This is a genomic window from Chitinophaga lutea (assembly GCF_003813775.1).
Classification (GTDB): domain Bacteria; phylum Bacteroidota; class Bacteroidia; order Chitinophagales; family Chitinophagaceae; genus Chitinophaga; species Chitinophaga lutea.
The window spans coordinates 60,651-73,394 of sequence record NZ_RPDH01000003.1 but is presented as its reverse complement, the minus strand read 5'-3'; the positions used below and the strand labels follow the sequence as shown (position 1 = coordinate 73,394).

11 protein-coding genes are annotated in these 12,744 nt (G+C 56.0%); 5 read left to right on the top strand and 6 right to left on the bottom strand.

The window, feature by feature from the left end; translation table 11 throughout:
- Positions 1–4: 4 nt before the first annotated feature.
- The 3 genes from EGT74_RS23420 to EGT74_RS23410 all read right to left on the bottom strand — a co-directional run bounded on the left by EGT74_RS23420 (position 5) and on the right by EGT74_RS23410 (position 4,715).
- Entirely contained in the window at positions 5–613 is a 609-nt protein-coding gene (locus tag EGT74_RS23420; protein WP_123849048.1) for an RNA polymerase sigma factor, read from the bottom strand.
- Between the two features lie 53 nt (positions 614–666).
- Entirely contained in the window at positions 667–2,181 is a 1,515-nt protein-coding gene (locus tag EGT74_RS23415) for a glycosyltransferase family 39 protein (RefSeq protein ID WP_123849047.1), read from the bottom strand.
- 149 nt (positions 2,182–2,330) lie between these two features.
- Positions 2,331–4,715, bottom strand: coding sequence for an ABC transporter permease (locus EGT74_RS23410; protein ID WP_123849046.1), 2,385 nt, complete (start codon positions 4,713–4,715; stop codon positions 2,331–2,333).
- Between the two features lie 222 nt (positions 4,716–4,937).
- Between EGT74_RS23410 and EGT74_RS23405 the strand changes: the two genes are divergently transcribed.
- From EGT74_RS23405 to EGT74_RS23385, 5 genes are all read left to right on the top strand, one after another.
- Positions 4,938–5,732, top strand: a complete 795-nt coding sequence (locus EGT74_RS23405; RefSeq protein WP_123849045.1) for an SDR family NAD(P)-dependent oxidoreductase — start codon at positions 4,938–4,940, stop codon at positions 5,730–5,732.
- Positions 5,725–6,711, top strand: a complete 987-nt coding sequence (locus EGT74_RS23400) for an NAD-dependent epimerase/dehydratase family protein (protein ID WP_123849044.1) — start codon at positions 5,725–5,727, stop codon at positions 6,709–6,711. Before EGT74_RS23405 ends, EGT74_RS23400 begins: the two co-directional genes overlap by 8 nt.
- Positions 6,712–6,732: 21 nt before the next feature.
- A complete protein-coding gene (locus EGT74_RS23395; RefSeq protein ID WP_123849043.1) occupies positions 6,733–7,812 on the top strand; it encodes a sensor histidine kinase in 1,080 nt (359 codons plus the stop codon).
- A complete protein-coding gene (locus EGT74_RS23390) occupies positions 7,809–8,567 on the top strand; it encodes a LytR/AlgR family response regulator transcription factor (protein WP_123849042.1) in 759 nt (252 codons plus the stop codon). Before EGT74_RS23395 ends, EGT74_RS23390 begins: the two co-directional genes overlap by 4 nt.
- 278 nt (positions 8,568–8,845) lie before the next feature.
- On the top strand, positions 8,846–9,655 hold the full coding sequence (locus EGT74_RS23385; RefSeq protein WP_123849041.1) for a ThuA domain-containing protein: 810 nt from the start codon (positions 8,846–8,848) through the stop codon (positions 9,653–9,655).
- Here EGT74_RS23385 and EGT74_RS23380 read toward each other — a convergent pair.
- The 3 genes from EGT74_RS23380 to EGT74_RS23370 form a co-directional block, all read right to left on the bottom strand.
- Positions 9,635–9,940 (bottom strand): SelT/SelW/SelH family protein, encoded by a 306-nt coding sequence (locus EGT74_RS23380; protein ID WP_123849040.1) that lies wholly within the window; start codon positions 9,938–9,940, stop codon positions 9,635–9,637. The two genes, EGT74_RS23385 and EGT74_RS23380, sit on opposite strands and share 21 nt — an antisense overlap.
- Positions 9,941–9,957: 17 nt before the next feature.
- The gene (gene rpiA / locus EGT74_RS23375) at positions 9,958–10,623 is read right to left on the bottom strand and encodes a ribose-5-phosphate isomerase RpiA (RefSeq protein ID WP_123849039.1); all 666 of its coding nucleotides are present in this window, start codon (positions 10,621–10,623) and stop codon (positions 9,958–9,960) included.
- 62 nt (positions 10,624–10,685) lie between these two features.
- On the bottom strand, positions 10,686–12,716 hold the full coding sequence (locus EGT74_RS23370; protein ID WP_123849038.1) for a right-handed parallel beta-helix repeat-containing protein: 2,031 nt from the start codon (positions 12,714–12,716) through the stop codon (positions 10,686–10,688).
- Between the last annotated feature and the right edge of the window lie 28 nt (positions 12,717–12,744).

Here is a 12,744-nt window from a genome sequence, read left to right as displayed (position 1 = left end):
CCTCCTACCCTCCCAAAACACCCGGTATCAGCCATAACAGTGCTACCGGCAGCCAGTGCCCGCCCGCTTCGATATGCCGGCGGATGGCCTGCAGGGAACGCACCAGGGAGTTTTTGACGGTGTTGGGGGAAAGGCCCAGCTGTTCCGCGATTTCCGGGATGCGGAGGCCGCTTTCGCGGCTGAGGAGATAAATCCGTTTGGCCTGCGCGGGCAACTGCTGTACCGCCTCTCCCACCAGCCGCACTACGGCGGCGTAGGCTACGGCCTCTTCAGTGCTGCTTCGCATGGCGGCATCGTCGTGCCCCTGCGCCATGGCGCCCATCGCCTTTTGATGCACGGCCTGGCGGCGCAGCCAGGTGAACGACTGGTAAAAAACGATGCGCAGCAGCCAGGAGCGGGGATTTTCGATGGCGGCCAGTTTGTCGCGGCTCAGCCACACGCGCAGGAACGTTTCCTGGATGATGTCTTCGGTAACGGAAGCGGTTTTGGTGAGGTGCATCACCAGCGGCTGCAACTGCGGCACGTACGCGTGGAACAGCTCGCGGAAAGCGGTTTCGTCGCCTTCAGCAATCAACTGAAATAACGCTATGTCGGTGTGTGAACGGTCGTACATGCCTGGAACGCGGATGCTGTATGCTGGTTGAATTACCGCCCAATGTAATAAAATTATTGAAAAGGGATTTTTTGTTTCACGGGCGGCCGGTAATCCGTGCACCGGTACACGAGGAAAGTGCGCAGCACCCGGTCGCCTTTCCTGATGACGATAGGCGGCAGCGATGACACGGTGGAAAAATACCGCCGCAGCACCTCCGTAAACGCCTGCTCGTCTTTAAAACCGGTATTGTCCGGCACGGAATTGATAAAAATCGCGTTGCGCCCGGCAAGGGCCTGCACATCTTCCCGGATATAATCGAACTGCAAGGCGGGCATGCCCAGCACATTGCGGGAATACACAAGGCTGTCGAGGTAAAAAGTCAGTACCGCGCTCGTTTTATAATCGTCCGCGGAAAAGATGAAGTCGCCGGGATATTGCCGTTCCAGTGTTCCGGCCTGCACAGCGAGGCCGTCCCACCCTACCCATACGTCATCGGAATTGACCGGCACCGGGTACCAGATGATCTCCACCGCCAGCGCAAGGTGCACCACCAGCGAGCAGATCCATTGCCAGCGGAGATATTTTTCACGGAACCATACCGCCACCCAGATAATACCGCTGACGTAGGCCGGCATCATCCAGTTCAACTTCACCCAGTATACCGGGGAGATGATAAAAAAGCCGAGAAACACGGGCAGGAAAAAACACAGGAGGAACAGCTGCGGTGAAGGGAGGCGCCCGATATGCCAGCGGTATTTGCGGACCATCCGGTAAATAAAATAGACCAGGGCGAACAACAGCACCGGCATCAGGATGGCCGCCTGGTGACCGATAACGCCCAGCACGTCGAGCGGGTTCAGCTGCAGGCCGCTGCTCACGCGGGCCGACGACTGGAAACGGAACGACGCGAAACCATGCTGCACATTCCAGATCACCACAGGCAAACTCACCACCCCGAAGCCGCACAGGCTCAACCAGGGCCACGGTGAGAGCAGCAGCGGGCGGTGCGGGCGGCTGAGCACGAGGTACAACATCATCCCGAACGGCAGGAACAGGGCCGTGTATTTGCTGTTAAACGCCAGCCCCATGGCGATGCCCGTCCACAGCCAATACCATTTCCGCTCCAGGAATATGGCGCGATAGAGACACAATAACGACAGCGCCCAGAACAGGAGCAGCGGCGTATCGGGCGTAGATACGAGGGAGAGGATGGTCACCATCAGCGTGGAGTACAGGAGCAGCAAGGCGTTCCGGCTCCCGGCGCGACTGAGGACATGCAGCGAAAGGCGGTAAAACACCAGCAACGTGCCCAGGGTCACGACGGTGTCCGCCAGTTTGATGGCGAATACTTTTTTGCCGAATATGGAGGTGGCTGCCTGCAGCACCCAGGCGATGGCGGAAGGATGATCGAAGTAGGATAGCGCGGGATATTCCCCGTAGAGGTGGTAATACGCATCCTGCGGCATCAGGCCCATTTGCCAGATGAACGCGAGGCGCAGCGCGGTGATGATGATCACCGCGGCCCATATGGCGTTGCCGATGCCCTTTGCGTGTGACAGTTGTGTGCTGAATCCGGAGCCGCTCATTCATCAGCCTAGCAGCAAAAAATCAGCCAGAACCGCGAACGCTTTACTCCGACCGCAGACTTTCGACGGGATTGATCACAGCTGCCTTGATACGCTGGTATCCGACGGTGAACAGGACGATAGCCAATATGCCAAATCCGGGTAGCGACTTACTCAGACCGCAAACTCTTCACAGGGTTGGCGGTAGCGGCCTTGATACTCTGGTAGCTGACGGTGAGCAGGGTAATGGCCAATGTGCCGAAACAGATGATCGCGATCAGCCACCAGGAGATGTTGGTGCGGTATTGATACCGCTCCAGCCAGCCGCTCATGAAATACCATGCCAGCGGCACGGCAATCACCAGTGCGATGGCCACCAGTATCACGAAGTCTTTCGACATGAGTCTCCAGAGATTGAACACCGAAGCCCCCAGTACCTTGCGCACACCGATTTCCTTCACCCGTTGTTCCGCCATGAAGGAAGCCATGCCGAAGAGCCCCAGGCTGCTGATGAAAACGGCCAGAATGGCGAAGAAGCTGGAAAGCCGGCCGATGCGCTGTTCGGCTTCGAATTTTTTGGCGTACGCCTCGTCGGCGAACTCATAGGAGAAAGGAGCGCCGGAGGGAACGAATTTTTTATAAATGCTTTCGATTTGCGAGAGCGCATCGGCCGTGCTGCGGGCCGGGTTGATGCGCACGCTGAGCAGGCTGGTCTCATTTCCCTTCAGGGTAAAAGCGGTACGGAACGCCGGCTCGTAGGGCGATTCCATCACCATGTCCCTGACCACCCCGATGATCGTAAACGGCTCGCCATTGATCCGCATGGTTTCACCTACGGGATTGCCGATGTTCATGAATTTGGCGGCCGACTCGTTCACTACCATGGAAGCGGAGTCGTTGAACGCTGCCGAAAAATCGCGGCCGGCCACGATCTGCCAGCCAATGGTCTTACCGTAATCATGGGTGATGGTCACGGCCCCGAAGTTGCCCGTTTTGCCCGGCTCCATGTTCTTCCAGGTATAACCGTTGTTGATGATGTTCAGATCGGTAACAAAGGAGCTGGCGCAACCGGTGGCGGCTACAGCGCCGGAGGCTTCCATTTCGCTCCGCATGGCTTTCACGTTTTTCCTGGCTTCGGCCGTATTGAGCTTCAGGGTCACCAATCCTTCACGGCTATACGCAACGGGCCGGCTTTTGGCGTGCCTGATCTGCAGGAATACCACCACCGTGCCGATAATCAATACGACAGATACGGCGAACTGCACCACCACCAGTACCTTGCGCGGCATGGCGGCAAAGCGGCCGGCGCGGAAGGTGCCTTTCAGCACTTTCACCGGTTGGAAGGAAGACAGGTACAAGGCAGGATAACTGCCGGCTATCAGGCCGGTAAAGACCGTAAAACCGGTCACGGCCAGCCAGAAGGCCACGCTGTCATAGGGAATGCCCACCCGTTTGTCCGCCACATCATTGAACACCGGCAAAACGAGCTGCACCAATACGGCCGCCACTATCAGACCGATGGCGGCAAGCAGCAGGGATTCGCTGAAAAACTGCGCTACCAGCTGCCCGCGTATGGAGCCCACCGCCTTGCGGATGCCTACTTCTTTCGCCCGCTTTTCGGAACGCGCGGTGCTCAGGTTCATAAAGTTGATGCAGGCCAGCAGGAGGACGAATACGCCGATGATACCGAACAGCCATACGAACTGTATCCTGCCGCCCACGTTATTCCCGTCTTTCCACTCCGCGTGCAAATGCCAGGAAGACATCGGATGCAGGAATACTTCCGGCTGGAAAACCTTCTGTTCCGGGCGCACCCGTTTCAACTTCAGGTCTTTCATCTTGGCAGACACCATGCCCAGGTCGGCATGATCAGCGAGGCGCGCATACACCATACTGAAATTGGAACGCCAGGGGTTTTCCAGCGTTTCGATCCAGGGCTGCGTGATCAGGAACAATTTCCATGGCGCAATAAAATCCCGGTTGCGGAATTCGGAGTTATACGGCAGGTCTTCATACACACCCGTCACTTTCACATCCAGTTCCTCATCCATCCGCACGATTTTATCAAGCGGATCCACCTCTCCGAACAACGCCCCGGCAGCGGAGGCCGACAGCATGATGGAATAAGGCTCCTTCAACCCGTCGCGCGTGCCTTTCAGCATTTTGAGCGTCAATATTTCCGGGAATTGCGGGCCGTTGAAACTGCCGTGTTTGATGACCGCATTATTGTTCACGCTGAGCACATGATCTTCGTCCCACGACCCCTCGGCGATATATTTGAAATCCGCGCCGAAGTCTTCGCGCATGGCCGTGGCCGTCAGATACGGCAACGCGGCCTGGGTGGTCTTGACCCCGTTGAAAGTCTGATGCTGCATCACAATCGCGACACGGTCATAGCTTTCATGATTCCTGTTGAACGTCACTTCATCCCTGATCCACAAACCGATCAACAGGGCCACAGCCATCCCTACCGATAATCCCGTGATGTTAATCAGCGAGAACGTTTTATTTTTGAGGAGATTCCTCCAGGCGATTTTAAGATAGTTCCTGATCATGTGTTTTCCCGCTGCCAACAAAATGCCAGAGTAAGGGGCGGCTCCAAAATAATAAATTACACATTAATAAAATAATACAACTGTTCGGTTTCAGTACACCGCCTGTTCGTTTCCGCCGGACGCCCCTTTTTACAATTCATGGGCCCAACTCAACAGCTCATTGGAAAATTGGCGGCGGGGCGGATAAATGCCTTCATTTTTGTATCCATATCGAACAACGCCATGAACAGCAAACAATATACAATGATCACCGGGGCCAGTTCAGGACTGGGCAAAGCGTTCGCCATCGAATGCGCGTCGAGGGGCATGCATATCATCCTGATCGCCCTGCCCGGCTCCAACACCGTATCGCTCGGCCAAAGCATCGCCCTGCAATACGGGGTGGACGTGCAGGTGTTTGAGTTCGACCTCACCGACCGGGATGCCCTGCACCGGCATCTCGCCCACATCACCGGACATTACAACGTCAGTTTCCTCATCAACAACGCCGGCATGGGCGGCACTTCGCATATGGCGGAAACGACGGTGGAGAAAATAGACCAGATCATCCAGCTCAACGTGCGCGGCACCGTGCTGGTGACGCGCCTGCTGATACCGCACCTGCTGAAGAACGAAAAGAGTTATATCATGAACATTTCGAGCATGGCGGCCTTCACGCCCATCGCATTCAAAACGGTGTACCCCGCCTCGAAGGCGTTCATCTCTTCGTTTTCGCTGGGCCTGAAGGAGGAATTTTCCGGTACCGGGCTGTCTGTGAGCGTGGTGTATCCCGGCCCCATGATGACCAATTCCCATACCTCCCGCCGCATTATCGGGCAGGGTTTCAAAGGAAAGATGGGCCTGCTGTCCGCCACCGCCATCGCCCGGCTGGCCATGCGCAAAACGCTGGCCGGCCAGCCCACCATCATACCCGGTTTCATGAACCGCGTCAATCACCTGCTGATGAGCGTGCTGCCGGTGGAATGGAAATCGCGCATCGTATCGCGGGAAGTAAAAAAGGAGATTCAATATGCATAAAGTTTTAGTGACCGGCGCCAACGGGTTTCTGGGCGCCAATCTTACCCGGGAGCTCTACCGGCTGGGATACGACGTAAAAGCCATGGTGCGCCCCTCTGCCGACTTAAAGAGCATTGCAGACATTCCCTGCGAGATATTTTTCGGCCGCATAGACCGGGTGGAAGATGTGCTGCATGCCATGGAAGGCTGCAACATCGTGATCCATGCGGCCTGCATCACGGAGCAGTGGGCCATTTCATTCGAAGAATACGAACAGATCAATTATATCGGCACCCAGTATGTGGTGGAAGCCTGCCTGCGGCAGAAGGTGGAGAAACTGATCTATGTGAGCACCGCCAACACCATCGGGCCCGGCAGCAAAGAGCAGCCCGGCAGCGAACTGAACGGCTTTACGCTGTTCAACGCCAACTCCGGCTATATCAACAGCAAATACCTCGCGCAGCAGTATGTGCTCGAGCAGGTGGAGCGGCGGCGGCTGAATGCGGTGGTGGTGAACCCCACGTTCATGATCGGGCCGAACGACAGCAAACCCAGCTCCGGGAAGCTGCTGCTGTACGGCCTTGGGAAAAAAGTATTGTTTTACCCGCCGGGGGGTAAAAACTTCGTGCATATTCACGATGTCTGCCAGGGCATTTTGAATGCCATAGAGATGGGCAAACCGGGGGAATGTTACCTGTTGGCCGGCGCCAACCTGAGCTACCGGGAGTTTTTTAATATGCTGTACGCCCGTACGCGCAAACCGGCGCTGATGATCAGGATTCCCCCGTTGCTCCTCAAAGTGGGCGGCGTGATCGGCACCATTGCCGGCAAAATCACCGGCACCACGCAGAAGCTCAATTATTCGGCGGCGTTTTTACTGTGCCTGCAAAACTATTACACGGGCAAAAAGTCGGAACGCGAGCTGCAAATCCGCTACGCTCCCATCGAAACCGCCATCGCCGACGCGCTCAGCTGGTTCGAGGAAAATGCCTACATTTAATCCGGTAACCAAACGAGCGAAATGGATTTCCAAAAGAATGAAAGATTATTTTCTAGCGGCGTGTTCAAATACCTGACCCGGGCGCTCATCCTGTACATTTTCAGCACCATTTTCAAATCGTTCGATCTCACTTTTACGCACGACATCGGCATCCTCAACCTGCGAGGCCAGGTGTTCAGCGTTTTTTACGTGCTCTACGGCCTGCTGGCCTGGGAAGGCGCCACTTTCATCGCCCGGCTGATGGAAAAGAAAGTGGCCGACCGGCAGTCGCCCGCCCGCATCGTGGCGCTGGGCGTCGCGCTGCTCCTGTACGGCCTGCTCGTATCGGTACTGTTCAGCTTTCTGTACGCCGGCACCGATGTGCTGCTCTTCCACCGCTACGAAGCCTGGGAAAGCGCGTCTTCCTTTGCCTACGACCTGAACTTCGGCACATTCATGTTTTACCTGCTGCTGCTCACGTTCAACGGCATCATCTATTATTACAAAGGCTGGAAGGAGTACCAGCTGCAGACGGAACGGCTGATGCGCGAGAACATACAGGCCAAGTACGACGCGCTCCGCAACCAGATCGATCCGCATTTCTTTTTTAATTCCCTCAGCGTGCTCACCAACCTGGTGTATAAAAACCCGGACGTGGCGGCTGATTACATCACCCAACTCGCCAAAACCTACCGTTACATACTCGATAAAAAATTCGAAAACCTCGTGCCCATCCAGACGGAGCTCGACTTCCTCGAATCATATCTTTTCCTGATCCGCATCCGCCACCGCGACAGTATCCGGTTTACGGCGGAGCTCGACGACAAGGTGGTGCAGAAAGGCATGATACCGCCCGCCACATTGCAGCTGCTGGTGGAGAACGCCATCAAACACAACCGCTTCTCCGGCAACGACCCGTTACTGATCACGCTGAAGAGCGAAGACAACTTCCTGGTGGTGAGCAATAAGGTGAACATGCGCGCCCTGCCCGAAAGCCCTTCCAGCGGCATCGGGCTGGAGAATATCCGCAAACGTTACGAGCTGACGATGGGAAAGGGGATCGACGTGGCGCACGAAGGAGATTTCTTTATTGTTAAAGTACCTGTTATTTACACATTATGAGAGTGGTCATTTTTGAAGACGAGATGCACAATGCGGAGCGGCTTATCCAGCTGCTCCAGAAATACGATGCCGGCATCACCGTTGCCGCCATCATCGAATCGGTGGCGCAGGGGCTGGCCTGGATGGAACAGCAGCAGCCGGTGGACCTCATGCTGATGGACATCCAGTTATCTGACGGCAACTGCTTTGAACTGTTCAGCCAGAAAGAGGTGCACACGCCCATCATCTTCACCACCGCATACGACGGCTTTGCGCTGCAGGCGTTCAAAGTCAACAGTATCGACTATCTGATGAAGCCGATCGACTTCAAAGACCTCAGCAAGGCGCTGAAAAAATACGAGCAGTTCAAACCTGCGCCGCAATACAACCTCGACCTCTCGCAGATCGCCGAGGCCTTTATGCGCCGCGATCATACCCGGTTCATCGGCCGCCTCAACAACCAGCTGATTTACGTAAAAGCGAAAGAGATCGCCTACCTCCAGTTCGCCAAGGGGGCCACCTGGGCCACCACTTTCCAGGGGCAGCGCATGCCGCTGGACTATTCGCTCGACCAGGTGGAGAAGCTGCTCGACAAACACGTGTTTTTCCGCATCAACCGGCAATTCATCATCCACATCGACGCCATCAAAAAGATCACCGCCTATTACAACAGCCGGCTGATCCTCCAACTGCAACCCGCTATAGAAGAGGATGTAATTATTTCACGGGAAAGGGTGACGGACTTCAAGAGCTGGCTGGAGAACAGCCATGTATAGTATACTGCAACCAAGTGACGGACTTCAAGAGCTGGCTGGAGAACAGCCATGTATAGTACACTGCAACCAATTGCTAAAAAGGAAAGGATTTCACAAAAGCTGGCGTTTCACCAGGGCACAGGCATGCCTGAGCCACCAAACATGGTGTGGTCAAAAATTACCGGGATTCAGTAACTGCCCGGGAAACCGTCACGTGCATCAATTGATTCTCCATGCCAACCGGGTGCGGCACATTCTTACTACTGGCATTTCTCGCGCCCGCTTTGTAAATTACAGGTATGAAAAAGCCGGTTTCCACGTTCATTCTTCTCCTGCTCTGCACAATGGCCTCCTATGCCCAGCCCAGATTCAGGGCAGTGGCGTTTTTCACCGGCAAACACGACCAGGCGCACATCAGTTTCATCCGCGAGGCGCATCCCTGGTTTTCCGCGCTGGCGGCCCGGGAGGGGTTTGTGTATGATACGACCAGCAACTGGGATAATATGAACGATACGTTCCTGTTGAGGTACCAGGTGGTGATATTCCTCGATTCGCGGCCGGACGGCGCGGCGCAGCGGGCGGCATTTGAGAAATATATGCGGAATGGCGGCGGCTGGCTCGGGTTTCATTTTGCCGCGTTTGCGCTTACGCCTTCGCAATACCCACAGAACTGGGACTGGTACCACGAAACATTCCTCGGATCCGGCTCCTACGCCAGCAATACCTGGCGGCCTACCGCCGCCGTGCTGCAGGTGGAAAACAACACCCATCCCGCCACGCGGCACCTGCCCGACACTTTCCGTTCCGCACCCAATGAATGGTACCGCTGGAGCAACAACCTGCGCAGAAACCCCGATATCAACATACTGCTCTCCGTTCACCCGGCGAGCTTTCCTTTAGGCACCGGCCCCAAACCGCACGAAATATGGCGCAGCGGCGATTACCCCGTGGCCTGGACGAACACGAAGTACCGCATGCTGTACATGAATATGGGGCACAACGATATCGATTACGAACATCAAACGAAAGCGACGCTTTCTTATACCTTTGGGAATGCCATACAATCAAAGCTGATTGCCGATGCGCTGTTATGGTTGGGCGGGCGCTGAATCATCGGGCTTCCGGTCTGCATGGCCCAGGCTTTTACCGGGGTTGACGCGGTCGCGCACGATCTGTTTCAGTTCCTTGATTTCAGGGAAACGTCCTTCCCTTTTGCGGTCGAAGATCACTTCCCCATCGAGCAGGATCTGGTAGCTGCCGTTGATGGCCGCGGGGCGGAGGGTTATGCCGCCGAGGTCTTCTTCAAATGTGGTGAGCAGTTCCTGCGCCATGTAGGCCGCGCGCAGCAGCCATCCGCATTTCGGGCAATATGAGATGGTGATATCTGGTTTCATGATTGTAAATGTACTATTCAGCCGTTAAAAATCTTCACTTCCTCTCCTACCCCCATAATCACGCGGGAAGCGATGCCGATGAACAGGCCGTGCTCCACCACGCCCACGATGTTATTGAGCTGCGTGTCGATGCGATGGGGATCGGCGATCAGCCCGAAATCCACGTCGATGATATGATGGCCTTCATCGGTCACGAAGGGTTTGCCTTCCTGCATCCGCACGGCGCCTTTGCCCGTCAGTTCTCTCAGCACATAATTCGCCGCGTCGGGGATCACTTCCACCGGCAGCCTGAATTTCCCCAGGCGTTCCACATATTTGGAAGCATCCGCTATAATTACCACCTGCCGGGACTTCACGGCCACGATCTTTTCTTTCAGCAATGCGCCGCCGCCACCTTTGAGCAAAGTCAGGTTGGCGGTGAATTCATCGGCCCCGTCGATGGTGAGGTCGATCATCTCCACCTCGTTGATGGCCATGAGCGGGATGGCGTATTGTGCCGCCAGTGCGGCGGTCCGGGCCGAGGTGGCCACCGCTTTGATGCGCAGTCCTTCCCGTACCATGCGGCCGATTGCATGAATCGCATATTCGGCGGTGGAACCGGTACCCAGTCCCACGGTCATATCCTGCCGGACGAGTTTCACCGCTTCGAGGGCGGCATTTTCTTTTTCGAGGTTTGCCTGCATGGATTAAAAATACAGAATAAAAAAATGTCCGGCTGGTGCAGGTAACCCGGCCGGGCGACACATTATTCCATCACCACATACTTATCGCTGCTCAGTTTCTCCTGCGCTGCGGTTTTGCCGTTACCGGCATAAGTGTTGCCGCCAACCGTCAGTTGTTTGGCGGCGTAGGCTTCCACACCAAATCCACCGTTGTAGTGAATGAGATTATTTTTAACCGTCACGCTTTCAGAACCGCTGTGTAAAAACTCCAGCATCACCCCGCTGCGGTCGTTGCCTTCGATGAGGCAGCCGGTCACGCTTACCTTTTGGCAGGCATTCACCTGCACACCATAATAGGCGTTGCGGGTGATTTCGCATTTGCTCACCGCCACGTCCGTACAGGCATCCAGCGCAATGCCGCTGCCGTGAGGCGAACCGGCCATGCGGCTATCGTCCATCCGGATATCGCTGCAATGGGTGAGCCGCACATTGTGCTGCAATTTCGGGCCGGGCACGATATAGCTGCCGTTCTCGTTAAAGTCGCAGCGGTTGATAACGATGCCCGTAGCGCCGCTGATAAGCAGGCCATTGAAGGTGCCGTTGCGGATGGTCACCCGGTTGAATTGCAGGTTCTTCATTCCGCCTTCTTTTTCGGTACGGAAAACGATGCCGGCCCTGTTGCCGGCTTTCCGGCTGTGGGAACGGTTACCATTTGGATCCCGGCCGGGAACGGCGCTTTGCGCCACTTCGATCACCAGGTCGCGGATCGTTACATCATGCAGGTCGGGCGTTGCATTGAGCATCGCTTCACGCATGCCGGACGCCGTGTCGAGAAACAATACCGTGCCCACGCCTTCACCGGCCAGCGTAATATTGCTTGGGATCTTAAGCGTAGCAGGCAGGATGTGAAGGCCTTTCTTCAGCACCACCCAACGGCCATTGGCGCCATCCAGCGCCTGCTGGATATTTTCGCCCGGCTGCACCGTCAATGCCCCGGCAGGTATGGCCGGCGCATCGGTGGCACCGGCGATATAACCGATGGTGGAAGCTGTGGGCGGCGATTGCGGCGTAACTTTTCCCTGGGGCGCGCGCACGGCCGTGAGCACACTGCGGGAAGCTTTCGGCCGCACCGAATCCGCCGCCTGTTTCGTGTAGGGCAATACCATGCCGTGCGCGGCATAATGGCGGTATACCGCCTCGAAATTATCGCGCAGTTCTTTCACCCTTTCCGACAGCGTGCCGTAACAGTGGGGTGTACGGCCCATCAGGAAACCGGCGGTGTATTCATATCCCAAAGCCAGGCGGTTGCCGGCGATGGAAAAAAGATCCACTCCCTGCGTATAAGCGATCTGCGCCGCTCCGGCAAATTCACCGATGCCCAGTTGTACATGCCCCTGGTCACGCTGGCTTTCCTGGCACTGGCCGCTGGGGTAAATATATTTGAAAAGGCTGCCGTTGAGCGGCCCGTGCAGGTAATGCCCGATGGCATTATTGAACATCTCCCGGTTGTCGAGATAAATGCCCATGGCGATGATGGTATGAATAATAGCACCGTCCCAGTTGCCGTTGGCGGAAGGATAGTAATACCTGATGATCGGGTAATAGACGTTCATCAGCATACCGGCGAAACGGTCCATGTCAGCCTGTTTCCAGCCGGCGTTGCTATGCCGCATGATTTCGGCGGCATTACAGAACACGTGTCCGCTTAACCCGGCAAAAAGTTTCGCGTCGTTGTAATCGAAATCCCATAGGGTAGCCGACCATGCATTGAGCGTTTCGATCGCTTTGCCGGCATACGCCCGGTCGCCGGAGATGTACCACACCAGCGCACAATTGTAAGCCGTGGCCGCACCACCCATCAGCTCACCGGCGCCGATATTGGGCCGGCCCGAAGGCCCCCGCAGCACATAGGTAACCGGCCTGGCGGGCGCCTGCAGGTCGATCGACTGTTTAAGCCGCTGATAGGCACCGGCGTAAGGCTCTTCGCCACTTAATACAAGTTTTTTCATGTGGGCGAGGTCGGCGGCCGACTGGTTGATACCGGGATGTTGGAAGGGTTGCGCCGAAACGGCGACACTGATGCATGATAACAGGATAATAAGCAGTTTCCTCATAACGTAATATTGTAAAAAAGGGCCGTGT

What these genes read in the sequence shown, in the direction of transcription:
- EGT74_RS23420 (WP_123849048.1), bottom strand. Translation starts at nt 613, where the DNA reads ATGTACGACCGTTCACACACCGACATAGCGTTATTTCAGTTGATTGCT.
- EGT74_RS23415 (WP_123849047.1), bottom strand. Translation starts at nt 2,181, where the DNA reads ATGAGCGGCTCCGGATTCAGCACACAACTGTCACACGCAAAGGGCATC.
- EGT74_RS23410 (WP_123849046.1), bottom strand. Translation starts at nt 4,715, where the DNA reads ATGATCAGGAACTATCTTAAAATCGCCTGGAGGAATCTCCTCAAAAAT.
- EGT74_RS23405 (WP_123849045.1), top strand. Translation starts at nt 4,938, where the DNA reads ATGAACAGCAAACAATATACAATGATCACCGGGGCCAGTTCAGGACTG.
- EGT74_RS23400 (WP_123849044.1), top strand. Translation starts at nt 5,725, where the DNA reads ATGCATAAAGTTTTAGTGACCGGCGCCAACGGGTTTCTGGGCGCCAAT.
- EGT74_RS23395 (WP_123849043.1), top strand. Translation starts at nt 6,733, where the DNA reads ATGGATTTCCAAAAGAATGAAAGATTATTTTCTAGCGGCGTGTTCAAA.
- EGT74_RS23390 (WP_123849042.1), top strand. Translation starts at nt 7,809, where the DNA reads ATGAGAGTGGTCATTTTTGAAGACGAGATGCACAATGCGGAGCGGCTT.
- EGT74_RS23385 (WP_123849041.1), top strand. Translation starts at nt 8,846, where the DNA reads ATGAAAAAGCCGGTTTCCACGTTCATTCTTCTCCTGCTCTGCACAATG.
- EGT74_RS23380 (WP_123849040.1), bottom strand. Translation starts at nt 9,940, where the DNA reads ATGAAACCAGATATCACCATCTCATATTGCCCGAAATGCGGATGGCTG.
- rpiA (WP_123849039.1), bottom strand. Translation starts at nt 10,623, where the DNA reads ATGCAGGCAAACCTCGAAAAAGAAAATGCCGCCCTCGAAGCGGTGAAA.
- EGT74_RS23370 (WP_123849038.1), bottom strand. Translation starts at nt 12,716, where the DNA reads ATGAGGAAACTGCTTATTATCCTGTTATCATGCATCAGTGTCGCCGTT.